The 16,934-nt window shown below is 61.3% G+C and carries 8 protein-coding genes; 7 read left to right on the top strand and 1 reads right to left on the bottom strand.

The window, feature by feature from the left end:
• Window positions 1-66: 66 nt before the first annotated feature.
• The 7 genes from CD175_RS07200 to CD175_RS07165 all read left to right on the top strand — a co-directional run bounded on the left by CD175_RS07200 (window position 67) and on the right by CD175_RS07165 (window position 15,469).
• Entirely contained in the window at window positions 67-1,383 is a 1,317-nt protein-coding gene (locus tag CD175_RS07200; protein WP_104448311.1) for an MdtA/MuxA family multidrug efflux RND transporter periplasmic adaptor subunit, read from the top strand.
• Window positions 1,380-4,475: an MdtB/MuxB family multidrug efflux RND transporter permease subunit gene (locus tag CD175_RS07195; protein ID WP_104448310.1), complete on the top strand. Its 3,096-nt coding sequence runs from the start codon at window positions 1,380-1,382 to the stop codon at window positions 4,473-4,475. Before CD175_RS07200 ends, CD175_RS07195 begins: the two co-directional genes overlap by 4 nt.
• A gap of 148 nt (window positions 4,476-4,623) precedes the next feature.
• Window positions 4,624-7,731 (top strand): efflux RND transporter permease subunit, encoded by a 3,108-nt coding sequence (locus tag CD175_RS07190; RefSeq protein ID WP_104448309.1) that lies wholly within the window; start codon window positions 4,624-4,626, stop codon window positions 7,729-7,731.
• The gene (locus tag CD175_RS07185) at window positions 7,728-9,209 is read left to right on the top strand and encodes an efflux transporter outer membrane subunit (protein WP_104448308.1); all 1,482 of its coding nucleotides are present in this window, start codon (window positions 7,728-7,730) and stop codon (window positions 9,207-9,209) included. Before CD175_RS07190 ends, CD175_RS07185 begins: the two co-directional genes overlap by 4 nt.
• 310 nt (window positions 9,210-9,519) lie before the next feature.
• Window positions 9,520-11,601, top strand: coding sequence for a putative bifunctional diguanylate cyclase/phosphodiesterase (locus tag CD175_RS07180; RefSeq protein WP_104448307.1), 2,082 nt, complete (start codon window positions 9,520-9,522; stop codon window positions 11,599-11,601).
• A 204-nt stretch (window positions 11,602-11,805) separates the two neighbouring features.
• Window positions 11,806-12,552 carry an SDR family oxidoreductase gene (locus CD175_RS07170; protein ID WP_104448305.1) on the top strand — a complete coding sequence of 249 codons (747 nt, stop codon included), beginning with the start codon at window positions 11,806-11,808 and terminating at the stop codon, window positions 12,550-12,552.
• 130 nt (window positions 12,553-12,682) lie between these two features.
• Window positions 12,683-15,469, top strand: coding sequence for an RHS repeat-associated core domain-containing protein (locus CD175_RS07165; protein WP_104448304.1), 2,787 nt, complete (start codon window positions 12,683-12,685; stop codon window positions 15,467-15,469).
• 44 nt (window positions 15,470-15,513) lie between these two features.
• Here the strand turns inward: CD175_RS07165 and mapR are convergent, their stop codons facing one another.
• Window positions 15,514-16,923 carry a GntR family transcriptional regulator MpaR gene (mapR, locus tag CD175_RS07160; protein ID WP_104448303.1) on the bottom strand — a complete coding sequence of 470 codons (1,410 nt, stop codon included), beginning with the start codon at window positions 16,921-16,923 and terminating at the stop codon, window positions 15,514-15,516.
• Window positions 16,924-16,934: the final 11 nt, after the last annotated feature.

Raw genomic sequence — 16,934 nt, 5'->3', positions numbered from 1 at the left:
AGGCGCTTTGCTTAAAACCCGCCAGTGCTTATCGTTCAGCCTCATGTAAAAAAGCCCACGCGCCCAATGGTTGATCACTCAATGCAATCCTCCGCTTCCCGTAGTCCCCGTCGCTGGCTGTTCGGCCTGCTTGTCCTGTTGGTCATCGCCGCCCTGTGCTGGAAATTCTGGCCTGGCAGCGCTGCACCCAAAGAGGCCGCGGGGCAGAAAGCCGTTGCCGGGCATACCGGTCGATCGGGGGGCATGCGTCCGGGGTTCGGCGGTGCCTCAGGGCCGGTACCGGTGCGCGTGGCTCCGGCCGTCACCGGTGACTTCCCTCTGTATTTCAAGGCGCTGGGCACGGTCACGGCGCTGAACACCATCAACGTCCGCAGCCGCGTCGGCGGTGAACTGGTCAAGATCTTTTTCGAAGAAGGGCAGATGGTCAAGGCCGGCGACCTGCTGGCCGAAATCGACCCGCGCCCTTACCAGAACGCCTTGCTTCAGGCCGAAGGCACCTTGCTGCAGAATCAGGCGCAACTGAAAAACGCCCAGGTCGATGTCGAGCGTTATCGCGGCCTGTACCGCGAAGACAGTATTGCCAAGCAGACCCTGGACACCGCCGAAGCGCTGGTCGGTCAGTTCCAGGGCACGGTCAAGACCAATCAGGCAGCGGTCAACGATGCCAGGCTCAACCTTGAATTTACCCGGATCCGCGCACCCATCACCGGTCGCGTGGGCCTGCGTCAACTGGACGTCGGCAACCTGGTGGCGGCCAACGACACCACCGCCTTGGCGATCATCACCCAGACCCAACCGATCAGCGTGGCCTTCACCCTCCCGGAAAACAGCCTCGACACCGTGCTCGCCCGTTATCGCAGCGGTGCCCAATTGCCGGCTGAAGCCTGGGATCGCGGCGATACCAAGTTGCAGGCCACTGGGGTACTGCAGAGCCTGGACAACCAGATCGACGTCACCACCGGCACCCTGAAATTCAAGGCCCGTTACGAGAACCGCGATCAGTCGCTGTTCCCCAACCAGTTCGTCAATGTGCGCCTGCTGGCCGACACCCTCAAAAACGTAGTGCTCGCACCGTCCGCCGCGATCCAGTTCGGCACCAACGGCACGTTCGCCTATGTCCTGGACGGTGACAAGAAGGTCAAGATCCGTCAGTTGAAAGTCGGCGCCAGTGACGGCCTGAACACCGTGGTCACCGAAGGCCTGTCCGCGGGCGAGCGGGTCGTACTGGAAGGCACTGACCGTCTGAAGGACGGCAGCGACGTGGAGGTGGTCAACGACAGCCAGGACGTGCCGACCACGCCAACCGAACACCTGCAAGGCAAGTCGGCGGTCAACGCGGCTGAGCCCGCGACCACCGACAAGGCGAAAAAGGGCGGCGCATGAATCTCTCGCGGCTGTTCATCCTTCGCCCGGTAGCCACCACGCTGAGCATGCTGGCGATTATCCTGGCCGGCGTGATTGCCTATCGGTTGCTGCCGGTGTCGGCGCTGCCCCAGGTCGATTATCCGACCATTCGTGTCATGACCCTGTACCCCGGCGCCAGTCCGGATGTCATGACCAGCGCGGTGACCGCGCCGCTTGAACGGCAGTTCGGGCAGATGCCCGGCCTGACACAAATGGCGTCCACCAGTTCCGGCGGCGCGTCGGTACTGACGTTGCGGTTCAGCCTCGACATCAACATGGACGTGGCCGAGCAACAGGTGCAGGCGGCGATCAACGCGGCCACCAACCTGCTGCCCAAGGACCTGCCGGCACCGCCGGTGTACAACAAGGTCAACCCGGCCGACACGCCGGTGCTGACCCTGGCCATTACCTCCAAGACCATGCTGCTGCCCAAGCTCAACGATCTGGTCGATACGCGCATGGCGCAGAAAATCGCCCAGATCAGCGGCGTCGGCATGGTCAGCATCGCCGGTGGTCAACGCCAGGCCGTGCGGATCAAGGTCAACCCGGAGGCCCTGGCGGCCAATGGCTTGAACCTGTCGGACGTGCGCACCCTGATCGGCGCCTCCAACGTCAACCAGCCCAAGGGCAACTTCGACGGCCCGACCCGGGTCTCGATGCTCGATGCCAACGATCAACTGACCTCGCCCAAGGACTACGCCAACCTGATCCTGGCCTATGCCAACGGCGCGCCGCTGCGGCTCAAGGACGTGGCGGAAATCGTCGACGGCGCCGAGAACGAACGCCTCGCGGCATGGGCCAACGAGAACCAGGCCGTACTGCTGAACATCCAGCGTCAGCCGGGTGCCAACGTGATCGAGGTGGTGGACCGGATCAAGGCCTTGCTGCCGAGCATCACCGACAACCTGCCGGCCGGCCTCGACGTGGTGGTGCTGACCGACCGCACCCAGACCATCCGCGCCTCGGTCAAGGACGTGCAGCACGAATTGCTGATCGCTATCGCCCTGGTGGTCATGGTCACTTTCCTGTTCCTGCGTCGCGCCAGCGCCACGATCATTCCGTCGGTGGCCGTGCCACTGTCGCTGATCGGCACGTTCGGCGTGATGTACCTGGCCGGGTTCTCGGTCAACAACCTGACCCTGATGGCCCTGACCATCGCCACCGGTTTCGTGGTGGACGATGCGATCGTCATGCTGGAGAACATTGCGCGCTTCATCGAGGAGGGCGACAGCCCGCTGAACGCGGCGCTCAAGGGCGCCAAACAGATCGGTTTCACCCTGATTTCCCTGACGTTGTCGCTGATCGCCGTGCTGATCCCGCTGCTGTTCATGGCGGACGTGGTCGGGCGCTTGTTCCGCGAGTTCGCCATCACACTCGCGGTGGCGATCCTGATTTCCCTGGTGGTTTCCCTGACGCTGACGCCGATGATGTGCGCGCGGTTGCTCAAGCGGGAACCCAAGGAAGCCGAGCAGGGGCGTTTCTATCGCGCCAGCGGTGCGTTCATCGACTGGATGATTGCCGCTTACGGACGCAAGTTGCAGTGGGTGCTCAAGCACCAGCCCCTGACCTTGATGGTGGCCATTGGCACTCTGGCGCTGACGGTATTCCTCTACATGGTGGTGCCCAAGGGCTTTTTCCCGGTGCAGGACACCGGGGTTATCCAGGGTATTTCCGAAGCGCCGCAATCGATTTCCTTCGCCGCCATGAGCGAGCGTCAGCAGGAGCTGGCCAAGGTGATTCTGGCCGACCCGGCGGTCGAGAGCCTGTCCTCCTACATTGGCGTGGACGGCGACAACTCAACGCTCAACAGCGGTCGTTTGCTGATCAACCTCAAGTCGCACCACGACCGTGACCTGAGTGCAACGCAAGTGATTGCTCGCCTGCAACCTGAGCTGGACAAGCTGGTCGGTATCCGTCTGTACATGCAGCCGGTGCAGGACCTGACCATCGAGGACCGGGTCAGCCGCACGCAGTACCAGTTCAGCATGTCGTCGCCGGACTCGGAGCTGCTGAGCCTGTGGAGCGGTCGCCTGGTGGAGGCCTTGGCCGACCGCCCGGAATTGACTGACGTGGCCAGCGATCTGCAGGACAAGGGCTTGCAGGTTTATCTGGTGATCGACCGCGATGCGGCGTCGCGGGTCGGGGTGTCGGTGTCGAACATCACCGATGCGCTGTACGACGCCTTCGGCCAGCGGCAGATTTCCACGATCTACACCCAGGCGAGCCAGTACCGCGTGGTCCTGCAATCGCAGTCCGGCGAGAAGATCGGCCCGGATGCGTTGAACCAGATTCACGTCAAGACCACCGATGGCGGGCAGGTGCGCCTGTCCAGCCTGGCGCACATTGAGGAGCGTCAGGCGCAACTGGCGATCACCCACATCGGCCAGTTCCCGGCGGTGATGATGTCCTTCAACCTCGCGCCCGGCGTGGCACTGGGGCATGCGGTCGAGATCATCGAGCAGGTGCAGAAGGACATCGGCATGCCGATTGGCGTGCAGACCCAGTTCCAGGGTGCGGCGCAGGCGTTCCAGGCTTCGTTGTCGAGCACCTTGCTGCTGATCCTGGCGGCGGTGGTGACCATGTACATCGTGCTGGGCGTGCTCTACGAGAGCTACATCCACCCGATCACCATTCTCTCGACCTTGCCGTCGGCGGCGGTGGGCGCCTTGCTGGCGTTGATCCTCAGCGGCAACGACCTGGGCATGATCGCGATCATCGGCATCATTCTGCTGATCGGCATCGTCAAGAAGAACGCGATCATGATGATCGACTTCGCCCTCGACGCCGAGCGCAACCAGGGCATGGACCCGCAAACGGCGATCTATCAGGCCGCCTTGCTGCGTTTCCGACCGATCCTGATGACGACCCTGGCCGCGCTGTTCGGTGCCGTGCCGTTGATGCTGGCCACCGGTTCCGGCGCGGAACTGCGCCAGCCGCTGGGCCTGGTGATGGTCGGCGGTCTGTTGCTGAGCCAGGTTTTGACCCTGTTCACTACGCCTGTGATCTACCTGTATTTCGATCGTCTCGGTCGGCGCTTTGGCAAGACCGGCGCTCAGGAGACGGCGGTATGACGGCCTGCATAACCTGTGGGAGCGAGCCTGCTCGCGAAGGCGCCGGGTCAGTCGCCAGGGATGTTGAATGCAAGGCCCTCTTCGCGAGCAGGCTCGCTCCCACAGGAGGGCTGCAGGGCTCGTGGGTTGGTGCCGGGAGCAGTCATTAATGAATCTCTCGGGACCTTTCATCAAGCGCCCGGTCGCGACCATGTTGCTGAGCCTGGCCATCATGCTGCTGGGCGGCGTGAGCTTCGGTTTGCTGCCCGTATCGCCGCTGCCGCAAATGGACTTTCCGGTGATCGTGGTCCAGGCCAGCCTGCCCGGCGCCAGCCCCGAAGTCATGGCGTCGACCGTGGCTACGCCGCTGGAGCGCTCCTTCGGCGCCATCGCCGGGGTCAACACCATGAGCAGCCGCTCCAGCCAGGGATCGACCCGGGTGATTCTGCAATTCGACCTCGACCGCGACATCAACGGCGCGGCGCGGGAAGTGCAGGCGGCCATCAACGCCTCGCGCAACCTGCTGCCCAGCGGGATGCGCAGCATGCCGACCTACAAGAAGGTCAACCCGTCCCAGGCGCCGATCATGGTGCTGTCGCTGACCTCGGATGTGCTGGAAAAAGGCCAGCTCTATGACCTGGCCTCGACGATCCTGTCCCAGAGCCTGTCCCAGGTGCAGGGCGTCGGCGAGGTGCAGATCGGCGGCAGTTCGCTGCCGGCGGTGCGTATCGAACTCGAACCGCAGGCGCTGAACCAGTACGGCGTGGCCCTGGACGACGTGCGCAACACCATCGCCAATGCCAACGTGCGCCGGCCCAAGGGTTCGGTGGAAGACGATCAGCGGCTGTGGCAGGTCCAGGCCAACGACCAGTTGGAAAAGGCCAAGGACTACGAGTCGCTGATCATCCACTACAACGGCGGCGCGGCCCTGCGCCTCAAGGACGTGGCGAAGGTCAGCGATGGCGTCGAGGACCGCTACAACAGCGGTTTCTTCAACGACGACGCGGCGGTGCTGCTGGTGATCAACCGGCAGGCCGGCGCCAACATCATCGAGACGGTCAACGAGATCAAGGCGCAGTTGCCGGCGTTGCAGGCGGTGTTGCCGGCCAGCGTCAAGCTGAACCTGGCCATGGATCGCTCGCCGGTGATCAAGGCCACGCTGCACGAGGCGGAAATGACCTTGCTGATCGCCGTGGCGCTGGTGATCCTGGTGGTGTTCCTGTTCCTCGGTAACTTCCGCGCCTCGCTGATCCCGACCCTGGCGGTGCCGGTGTCGCTGGTCGGTACCTTTGCCGTGATGTACCTCTACGGCTTTTCGTTGAACAACCTGTCGCTGATGGCGCTGATCCTGGCCACCGGGCTGGTGGTGGACGATGCCATCGTGGTGCTGGAGAACATTTCCCGGCACATCGACGAAGGTGTGCGGCCGATGAAGGCGGCCTACCTCGGTGCCCAGGAAGTCGGCTTTACCTTGCTGTCGATGAACGTGTCGCTGGTGGCGGTGTTCCTGTCGATCCTGTTCATGGGCGGGATCATTGAAAGCCTGTTCCGCGAATTCTCCATCACCCTGGCGGCGGCCATCGTGGTTTCGCTGCTGGTGTCGTTGACCCTGACCCCGATGCTCTGTGCCCGCTGGCTCAAGCCGCACACGCCGGGGCAGGAGAACCGCCTGCAACGCTGGAGCCGACGGGCCAACGACTGGATGGTTGGCAAGTACGCCACCAGCCTCGACTGGGTGCTGCGCCACAAACGCCTGACGTTGCTCAGTCTGTTCGTGACAATTGGCGTTAATATTGCACTGTATATTGTTGTTCCTAAAACATTTTTACCTCAGCAGGATACCGGTCAGCTGATCGGTTTCGTGCGCGGCGACGACGGCCTGTCGTTCAGCGTGATGCAGCCGAAGATGGAGATTTTCCGTCGGGCGGTCTTGAAGGATGAGGCGGTAGAAAGCGTCGCCGGCTTCATCGGCGGCAGTAACGGCACCAACAACGCCTTCATGCTGGTGCGCCTGAAGCCGATCAAGGAGCGCAACATTTCCGCGCAGAAAGTCATCGAACGCCTGCGCAAGGAAATGCCCAAGGTGCCCGGCGCACAACTGATGCTCATGGCCGACCAGGACCTGCAGTTCGGTGGCGGGCGTGAGCAGACCACCTCGCAATACTCCTACATCCTGCAAAGCGGGGATCTCGGGGCGTTACGCGAGTGGTATCCGAAAGTCGTCACCGCGCTCAAGGCCTTGCCGGAACTGACGGCCATCGATGCGCGGGAAGGTCGGGGCGCCCGGCAAGTGACCCTGATCGTCGACCGCGACCAGGCCAAGCGCCTGGGTGTCGACATGGACATGGTCACGGCGGTGCTGAACAATGCCTACAGCCAGCGGCAGATTTCGACCATCTACGACAGCCTCAACCAGTATCAGGTGGTGATGGAGGTCAACCCGAAATACGCCCAGGACCCGATCACCCTCAAACAGGTCCAGGTCATTACCGCCGATGGTGCGCGGATCCCACTGTCGACCATCGCCCATTACGAAAACAGCCTGGAAAACGACCGGGTCAGCCACGAAGGCCAGTTCGCCTCGGAAAGCATTGCCTTCGACATGGCCGAAGGCGTGACCGTGGAGCAGGGTGGTGCCGCCATCGAGCGGGCGATTGCCAAGGTCGGGCTGCCGGAAGAGGTGATCGCGAAAATGGCCGGCACAGCCGACGCTTTCGCGGCAACCCAAAAAAGTCAGCCGTGGATGATTCTGGGGGCGCTGGTGGCGGTTTATCTGGTCTTGGGTGTGCTGTACGAAAGCTACATTCATCCGCTGACCATCCTGTCCACCCTGCCGTCGGCCGGGGTCGGCGCGTTGCTGTCGATCTATGCGCTGGGCGGTGAGTTCAGCCTGATTTCATTGCTGGGGCTGTTTCTGCTGATCGGCGTGGTGAAGAAAAACGCCATTCTGATGATCGACCTGGCGTTGCAGCTGGAGCGGCATCAGGGCATGGCACCGCTGGAATCGATTCGCAGTGCCTGCCTGCAACGCTTGCGACCGATCCTGATGACCACCCTGGCGGCGATCCTCGGTGCCTTGCCGTTGCTGCTGAGCCGCGCCGAAGGGGCGGAAATGCGCCAGCCGCTGGGCCTGACCATCATCGGCGGGCTGATCTTCAGCCAGGTGCTGACGCTTTACACCACGCCGGTGGTTTACCTCTATCTCGACAAACTGCGCCATCGCTTCAACCAATGGCGTGGAGTGCGTACCGATGCTGCTCTGGAAACTCCGCTATGACTGAACGTTCGCTTTTCAACCTGGCTGCACCGCTGATCACGGCTCGAGGCTCGCGTCTGCTGAGCCTGTCACTGTGCATGGCGATGCTCAGTGCCTGCGCCGTCGGCCCGGATTACCAGCGCCCGCAAACCGCGGAGCCTGCTCAGTACAAGGCAGCAGAAGGCTGGCGCCAGGCCAACCCGAGCGATGCCCTGGCGCGCGGCGCATGGTGGGAGCTGTACGGCGATCAACAGCTCAATGGCCTGATCGAGAAGCTCAACAGCGCCAACCAGACCGTCGCCCAGTCCGAAGCCCAGTACCGTCAGGCCCAGGCCTTGGTGCGCAGCGCACGCGGGGCGTTTTTCCCGACGGTCGACCTGAACGTCAGCAAGAACCGTTCAAGCCAGGGCACCGGCAGCAGCAACTCCAGCCTGAGCAGTTCGTCCAGCGGTATTCGCGACACGTATTCAGCCCAGGCGGGCGTCAGTTGGGAAGCGGATGTGTGGGGCAAGCTGCGCCGTGGCCTGGAAGCCGACACCGCGAATGCCCAGGCAAGCTTTGCCGATCTGGCGGCCATGCGCCTGAGTCAACAGTCGGAGCTGGTGCAGAATTACCTGCAATTGCGCGTGATCGATGGCCAGAAACGCCTGCTGCAGGACACGGTCGAGGCTTATCAGCGCTCCCTGAGAATGACCGAGAACCAGTACCGCGCCGGCGTATCCGGCAAGGACGCCGTGGCCCAGGCCCAGACGCAGCTCAAGAGTACCGAAGCGGACATGATCGATCTGATCTGGCAACGCGCCCAGTTCGAGAACGCCATTGCCGTGCTGATCGGCCTGCCGCCAGCGGAGTTCAGCCTGGCGGAAAGCCAGGACATTCCGCAGTTGCCGCAAGTGCCGCCGGCCCTGCCTTCGCAACTGCTGGAGCGTCGCCCGGACATCGCATCCGCCGAGCGCTCGGTGATGGCTGCCAACGCCAACATCGGTGTGGCGAAGGCTGCCTATTACCCGGACCTGACCCTGAGCTTGAACGGTGGTTACAGCAGCAGTACCTCGAAAGACTTGTTCAGTCTGCCGAACCGCTTCTGGTCGGTCGGACCGCAATTGGCCATGACCCTGTTCGACGGCGGCCAGCGCTCGGCGGAAGTCGATCGCAGTGAAGCGGCCTATGACGAAACAGTGGCCAAGTACCGCCAGACCGTGCTGGACGGATTCCGCGAAGTGGAAAACTTCCTGGTGCAGCTCAAGGTGCTCCAGGACGAAGCCGTCGTGCGCCAACAGGCGCTGGACGCCGCTCGTGAATCGTTGCGCCTGACCCAGAACCAGTACAATTCCGGCTTGATCGCGTACATCGATGTGGTGGTGACCCAGGCCGCGGCGCTGAGCAATGAGCGCAGCAACCTGGACCTGTTGCAAAGCCGCCTGATCGCCAGCGTGCAGTTGATTGCCGCGCTGGGCGGTGGCTGGGACGGGCAGCTTGAGGTGAGTGAGAGCCGATAGCGCAATCAAACGGACACTGCAATCCCTGTGGGAGCGAGCTTGCTCGCGATGGCTGAGTCACATTCAGCATGGATGTTGCCTGACCCACCGCTATCGTCGGAACGCCGCCCGGAGCAAGCTCGCTCCCACAGGTTTTGTGGTGCCAGCAGCTTGATGCGACTTAATGTAAAACCTTAAAACAGACGTTTCATCGGGCTGATGGCCCTTTGCTCATTTTGTGAGTGCGTTCTCATTCGGAATCAGTACAATCGCCGCATTTTCCCCCGGCGAGAATCAATACCATTAACGGGGGCATTCGCGAGAAGTCCCCATGCTCATCGGTAGCTATTCCCCCACCCTGGTTATCATTTCGCTCTGTGTCGCGATTCTCGCCTCATATACCGCACTCGACTTGACCGGACGCATTGCCACTGCCAAAGGCCGCGCCGTGCATTTGTGGACCGCAGGCGGGGCCATTGCCATGGGCATCGGTATCTGGTCGATGCACTTTATCGGCATGCTCGCATTCAAACTGCCGATCGATCTGGGCTATGACGGCGCAATCACCCTGTTGTCGCTGTTGATCGGCGTGCTCTCCAGCGGTTTTGCGCTGTGGCTGGTCAGCCAGCCGCAACTGCCGGCCTGGCAACTGGCCTTTGGGGCGCTGGTCATGGGCGCCGGCATCAGCGCGATGCACTACACCGGCATGGCTGCCATGCGCATGCAACCCGGCATCGACTATGACCCGACGCTGTTCGGCGCGTCGCTGATGATCGCTGTCGGTGCCTCGGGCGCGGCATTGTGGATCGCTTTCCGATTGCGCCAACACACGCCTTATGTCCGTCTGATCCGTGGCGGTGCCGCCGTGATCATGGGCATCGCCATCGTTGGCATGCACTACACCGGGATGGCCGCTGCACGCTTTGCCGACGGCAGCTTTTGCGGAGCAGCGGTCGATGGGTTGAGCGGCAAGGGCCTGGACAACCTGGTGCTGATCACCACGCTGGCGGTGCTGAGCATCGCCTTGCTGACCTCGATCCTCGATGCACGCCTGGAGGCCCGCACCGCGAGCCTGGCCCAGTCGCTGACCGAAGCCAACCGTGAACTGACCCAACTGGCTCTGCATGACACCCTCACCGGGTTGCCGAACCGGACGTTGCTCGCCGACCGAATCGATCAGGCCATGTCGCGGGTTCGTGAAGAGGGTGGTTGCTTTGCCCTGATGTTCATCGACCTGGACGGCTTCAAACCCGTCAACGATGCCTTCGGCCACCACATGGGCGACTTGCTGTTGCGCGAAGTGGCCCTGCGCCTGCGCGAGGACTTGCGCAGCCAGGACACCCTGGCGCGGATCGGCGGCGATGAGTTCGTGTTGCTGGTGCAATTGAGCGAACAGAACGATGCCTTGAACCTCGCAGCCCGTCAGGTCGGGTTGATCGCGCAGGCGTTCCGGGTTGCCGAACATGATTTGCACATTTCCGCCAGTGTCGGCATCGCGCTCTATCCAGGTAACGGGCAGTCCGCCCACGAATTGCTGATGAACGCCGACGCGGCGATGTACCACGCCAAGGGCGCCGGTAAAAACGGCTACAGCTTTTTCGATGCCTCGATGAACAACAACGCGCGCAAGCAACTGCAATTGCTGCAGGACTTGCGCAATGCCGTGGAACATCAGCAATTCAGCCTGCATTACCAGCCCAAGTTCGATGCCGCCAATGGCCGGCCGGTGGGCGCCGAGGCCTTGTTGCGCTGGGAGCACCCGACGCAGGGGTTGCTGTTGCCGGACAAATTCATCGAACTGGCGGAAAAGACCGGGCTGATCATTCCGATCGGCGAGTGGGTGCTCAACGAAGCGTGCCGTCAGATGCGCGAGTGGTACGTGCTGGGCTACACCGATTGGCGCATCGCAGTGAACCTGTCGGCCATCCAGTTTTGCCATGCCGGACTGGTCCAGAGCGTCGCCAAGGCGCTGGCGACTCACCATCTGCCGGCCAACAGCCTGACCCTGGAAATCACAGAAACCACCGCCATGAGCGATGCCGACGCGAGCATGACGGTGCTTCAGGAACTCTCGGAAATGGGTGTCGACCTGTCCATCGACGATTTCGGCACCGGTTATTCGAGTTTGATGTACCTCAAGCGCCTGCCGGCCAACGAGCTGAAGATCGACCGCGGTTTTGTCCGCGACCTGGAGCGCGACAGCGATGACGCCGCCATCGTTTCGGCCATCGTGGCGCTCGGCCAGGCGCTGGGGTTGCGCATCGTTGCCGAGGGGGTGGAGACGGGCTCGCAGCAGGACTTCCTGACGCAACTGGGCTGCGACTCGCTGCAGGGTTACCTGCTGGGGCATCCGCTGCCGGCCGCAGGCTTCATGATGGAAATCCATCGCGGCGAGGCACTGGTTGCCAGTTGACCCGTGGCGAGGGAGCTTGCTCCCGCTGGGTCGCAAAGCGGCCCCCGCTTTTCAGCCTACAGCGTCAACTGAAATCCCGACTGCTTCGCAGCCGAACGGGAGCAAGCTCCCTCGCCACAAAGCACTGCCCAAGCCATGCAAAAACCACCAATGGCGGTTATTCTTGCCCCCGACCGCTTAAGCTTTGATTGGGGGAAGGCTCGCATGGACAAAGTCATCGTCATCACCGGCGGCAGCCGCGGCATTGGCGCCGCCACCGCACTGTTGGCCGCCGCGCAGGGCTATCGGATCTGCATCAACTACCAGGCGGACGAAAAGGCCGCACTCGACGTGCTGGAGCAAGTCCGCGCCCTCGGTGCGCAAGCCATTGCAGTACGGGCCGACGTCAGCATCGAAGACGAAGTCATCGCGCTGTTCCATCGGGTCGACAACGAACTGGGCCGGGTCACCGCGCTGGTCAACAACGCCGGCACCGTGGGGCAAAAGTCCCGGGTCGACGAAATGTCCGAGTTCCGCATTCTCAAGATCATGAAAACCAACGTCCTGGCGCCGATCCTCTGCGCCAAGCACGCGATCCTGCGCATGTCACCCAAGCACGGCGGGCAGGGCGGCAGTATCGTCAACGTCTCCTCGGTCGCTGCGCGGCTTGGCGCGCCCAACGAATACGTCGACTACGCGGCGTCAAAGGGGGCGCTGGACACCTTCACCATCGGCCTGTCCAAGGAAGTGGCGGGAGAGGGGATCCGTGTCAACGCCGTGCGCCCGGGCTACATCTACACCGATTTCCATGCCTTGAGCGGCGATCCGGACCGGGTCAGCAAGCTGGAATCGGCGATCCCGATGGCACGGGGCGGGCGGCCGGATGAAGTGGCGGAGGCGATTGTCTGGTTGTTGTCGGACAAGGCTTCCTATGCGACGGGGACGTTTGTTGATCTGGGTGGAGGTCGCTGAGTTGAGCCCGCCAGCGTCCACCTGTTATTTCTGACAGTAGACGCTGCTGACAAGGGCGCCTAGATTGGCGACGAGCCACGCAACCGAACACGGCGTGTGGTGAAGCCTCTCAAAGTCGGGCGCCCTGTGCATGGACATTCACACACCAACGCTGAGCGCCGTCGACCCTCGGGGTTTAGCTGTTCGTGCGGTGGCTTATCAACGTCGCGTGGCCGAAGAGCCAGCCGAGTCTCGGATCACGCATCAACAGTATGACGGGGCTGGCCGTCTTGCTCGGCAACGCGATCCGCGATTGTTTGCGTTGCTCGATGCGCCTTCAAACCTGTCCACCACTTACAGCCTTTCGAATCAGCCGCTGTGCAGCGACAGTGTTGATGCCGGGTGGCAACTTGAGTTGCCGGGTGCCGCAGGGCAGGCGCTTGAAGCATGGGATCAACGCGGCTGGCATCGTCGCACTGAGCATGATGCGTCGCTGCGGCCTGTAGCGATGTTCGAACAAGTTGTCGGTGAGGTGGAACGCTGCGCCGAGCGCATCCAATGGGGCGCTGCGACGGAAGAAGAGGCCCGGCACAATCGCTGTGGTCAGCCGATCCGACAGGACGACCCGGCAGGCAGCCGGTTGATGGCCGACTATGGGCTGTCGGCGTTGGTGCTGTTTGAGGTTCGGCATTTCTTGAACAGTATTGATCCGCCCGATTGGCCCCTTGTAGAAACGGAGCGCGACCGTCTGCTGGAACCGGGCGAGGGCGCACAGGCATCCTGGTCCTTCCTGCCTTCGGGCGAGCTCTCGCATCAGACCGACACCAAAAGTCACACCCGACATTTCACCTATGACCGCGCCGGGCAACTGCATTCGGTCGGGCTGCAACGGGCTGGTCAGTCCTCCGCCGACACGCTGGTCAATGCCATCGAGTACAACGCTTTTGGCCAGATAGAACACGAGCGGGCAGGCAATGGCATGCGTACTTCCAGCAGTTATGATCCGGCCAATGGACGCCTGACAAACCTCGATACCCAAGGCCCCGCTCAGGGATTTCTGCAGAAGCTCAGTTATGGCTACGACCCGGTTGGCAACATCAGCGAAATCGCCGACGCGGCGCTGCCCATTCAGCATTTTGCCAATCAGCGCATCGAACCGGTGCGGCGCTTCACCTACGACACTCTGTACCAGTTGATCAGCGCCACCGGTTGGGAAACCGCCAAGCCGTCGTTAGGGCCAGCATTGCCCGGGTGGCAGGGATTCGGCCCGCCGGACGCCAGTCGCTGGTGCAATTACACAGAGACTTATTATTACGATGAAGCGGGCAATCTGCTGCAACGTCTGCATCACGGCGCGGTAGACGACACCTTGACCATGCGCGTGGCATCGCACAGCAATCGCAGCGTCAAAACCCGATCCGGCCAGCCCGGGATCGACGAGCTGTTCGACGCTCGCGGCAATCTCTTGGAGCTGCAACCTGGGCAGGCCTTGCAGTGGAATGGGCGTAATCAGTTGGCCCAGGTCACTCAAGTGGCACGGATTGAAGGCGCCGACGACATCGAGAGGTATGTCTACGACAGCGAAGGCGCTCGCCTGCGCAAATACCGGGAGGTCACCGCGAAATCCATCGTGCATACGCCGGAGGTACGTTACTTGCCGGGCATCGAACTGCACGCCAATAGCGCCACCGGAGAACGGCTCCAGGTGATCAGCGTACAGGCCGGGCGCTGCAGCGTGCGCCTGCTGCATTGGGACAGCCCGCCGCCAGCAGGACTGGACAACGATCAGTGGCGTTACTGCTTCGACGATCACTTGGGATCGAGTGCCTTTGAAGTCGATGCGCAGGCTAAAACCATCAGCCAGGAAGTCTATTACCCCTTCGGCGGAACGGCGTGGTTGGCGGGGCGGCATGAAGTGGAAACCAGCTACAAGACCATTCGTTATTCGGGCAAGGAACGGGATGCGACGGGGCTTTATTACTATGGCGCGCGGTACTACGCGCCGTGGTTGCAGCGGTGGTTGAATCCGGATCCGGCGGGGGATGTGGATGGGTTGAATTTTTATCGGTTTGTCAGGAGTAGTCCGGTTAATTTTGTTGACCAAATAGGGTGTAATTCGTTGTTCGCTTTCATTAATGATTTTCGGGTGGAGCGAGACAAAGGCTTGCGTCATATGGTTGAACAGAGAGGTATGAAAAATATCAGAAAGAATTTGCCTGAAGTAGCTGACTTGTTAATCGAAGCGTTTAGCCGAGCAAAAGATGTCTTGGAAAATGTGGTGGCAGAACTGGAGGGAGGGGATTTCAATTCGGATATAATAAAATCGTACTTTGGCACGATATCTTCGGATGATACGGAGTATTTGATCAAGGGCTATCGTGGGCTGTTGTCTGACATGGAGCATATTGAAAAGAAAACAGGTAAAGTTGTGATTTTTGCTGGCGTTGGGGAGTTGGTGGATACGGAGGCGCTTGTAAACCATAATGATAGAAGAAGAAAGATCTATTTTAATTCGCTGCGGGTAAAGGCAGGCACTGATGAAAGTGTTGGTTCGATAATAATTCATGAATTGAGTCATAGAAATTTACTGTTTAAATCTAAGGATTATTGGTATTCAGCAATTCCAATTTATGAAAATCAGTATAGAGCTTCTTCAAGCAACCCACAGTTCTCTCTGATGGATGCGATGCAGCATGTAGGCACGGAGGCGATATCAAAAAAACTGATGGGTGGCGTAGTCGAAGAGAGTGATATTGATCGGAGCCTGAAGCAAAAATTTATTCTAGGAGCCGGTGCGAGTAACTTAGACGAGGCCATGCATAAATTTAGAAATTCCCCCCGGATTAGAACAGATATGGCCCTCGCTAACGCGGATACGCTAGCGGCTTTCGCTGGCGCGATGAGTCGATACAGGGAAGATCGTAAAACTGCTCCTTGATTATGACTTTGGTTTGCAGTGTGAATATCGTGAGGTTGTTCCATTTAAAACGACCGCACAATCCGCCCCAACGTCTCCATCGCCTTCTCCGCAGCCTCATCCCACGGGCTCCCATAATTCAACCGAATACAATTCCTGAACCTTTGCGTCGGCGAAAAAATCGGCCCCGGTGCAATGCTGATCCCCTGCGCCAGCGCCATCTGAAACAGCTTCAACGAATCCATCTGCTCCGGCAATTCCAGCCACAAAAAGTACCCGCCCGCCGGTTGGCTGACCCGGGTCTGCGCCGGGAAATAGCGGGCGATGGCGGCAAGCATGGCGGCTTGCTGGTCTTCCAGCGCATGACGCAATTTACGCAGGTGCCGGTCGTAGCCGCCGTGTTGCAGGTAGTCGGCGATCGCCGCCTGCGCAGGCATCGACGCGCACAGCGAGGTCATGAGTTTCAGGCGTTCGATCTTCTGCGCATAACGCCCGGCGGCGACCCAGCCGATGCGGTAACCGGGGGCCAGGCTCTTGGCGAACGAGCCGCAATGCATCACCAGGCCTTCGGTATCGAATGCCTTGGCCGGTTTCGGCGCTTGTTGACCGTAATACAGTTCGGCGTAGACATCGTCTTCGATCAGGGGTACCTGGTGGCGGCGCAGCAGTTCCACGAGCTGCTGTTTCTTCACCTCGGGCACGGTGGCGCCCATGGGGTTCTGGAAGCTGGTCATGCACCAGCAGGCCTTGATCGGATGACGCTCCAGGGTTTGTTCGAGCACGCCGAGGTCGATGCCGTCGCGCGGGTGCACGGGGATTTCCACGGCTTTGAGTTTCAGGCGTTCGAGCACTTGCAGGCAGGCGTAGAACGCCGGGGCTTCGATGGCCACCAAGTCTCCAGGTTGCGTCACCGCTTGCAGGCACAGGTTGAGGGCTTCCAGCGCACCGTTGGTGATCAGCAGTTCTTCCATGGGCAGCATCAGTCCGCCGACCATGTAGCGCAGGGCGATTTGCCGGCGCAGCTGCGGGTTGCCGGGCGACAGGTCGGTGACGACCATGCGCGGATCCATCTCGCGGGTGGCACTGGCCAGGGAGCGGGACAAGCGTTGCAGGGGGAACAGTGTCGGGCTGGGGAATGCCGAGCCAAAGGCCACGGTGTTCGGGTCCTTGATCGAGTCGAGTACCGAAAACACCAGTTCGCTGACGTCGACTTCGGTGGATTCGTTGACCTGGCTGCTGATCACCGGCTCGGAAAACGGTCGTGGCGCATGGGCATTGACGAAGTAGCCCGAGCGCGGACGGGCGCGGATCAGTCCACGACGCTCCAGCAGGTAGTAGGCCTGGAACACCGTCGACGGGCTGACGCCGTAGGTCTGGCTGGCGTAGCGCACTGACGGCACACGCTGGCCCGGTCCGAGAACGCCGGAGCGGATCAGTTCTGCGATGTCGTCGGCGAATTTTTCGTAGCGTTTCATCAAAAAGCCCG

This window comes from Pseudomonas laurylsulfatiphila, from assembly GCF_002934665.1.
GTDB lineage: Bacteria > Pseudomonadota > Gammaproteobacteria > Pseudomonadales > Pseudomonadaceae > Aquipseudomonas > Aquipseudomonas laurylsulfatiphila.
Note: the sequence above shows the minus strand (reverse complement) of the source record. Positions and strands in the feature narration are given on the sequence as shown.

Bases quoted from the DNA above. Each gene is read 5' to 3' on its own strand.
- CD175_RS07200 (WP_104448311.1), top strand. From the start codon at position 67: ATGGTTGATCACTCAATGCAATCCTCCGCTTCCCGTAGTCCCCGTCGC.
- CD175_RS07195 (WP_104448310.1), top strand. From the start codon at position 1,380: ATGAATCTCTCGCGGCTGTTCATCCTTCGCCCGGTAGCCACCACGCTG.
- CD175_RS07190 (WP_104448309.1), top strand. From the start codon at position 4,624: ATGAATCTCTCGGGACCTTTCATCAAGCGCCCGGTCGCGACCATGTTG.
- CD175_RS07185 (WP_104448308.1), top strand. From the start codon at position 7,728: ATGACTGAACGTTCGCTTTTCAACCTGGCTGCACCGCTGATCACGGCT.
- CD175_RS07180 (WP_104448307.1), top strand. From the start codon at position 9,520: ATGCTCATCGGTAGCTATTCCCCCACCCTGGTTATCATTTCGCTCTGT.
- CD175_RS07170 (WP_104448305.1), top strand. From the start codon at position 11,806: ATGGACAAAGTCATCGTCATCACCGGCGGCAGCCGCGGCATTGGCGCC.
- CD175_RS07165 (WP_104448304.1), top strand. From the start codon at position 12,683: ATGGACATTCACACACCAACGCTGAGCGCCGTCGACCCTCGGGGTTTA.
- mapR (WP_104448303.1), bottom strand. From the start codon at position 16,923: ATGAAACGCTACGAAAAATTCGCCGACGACATCGCAGAACTGATCCGC.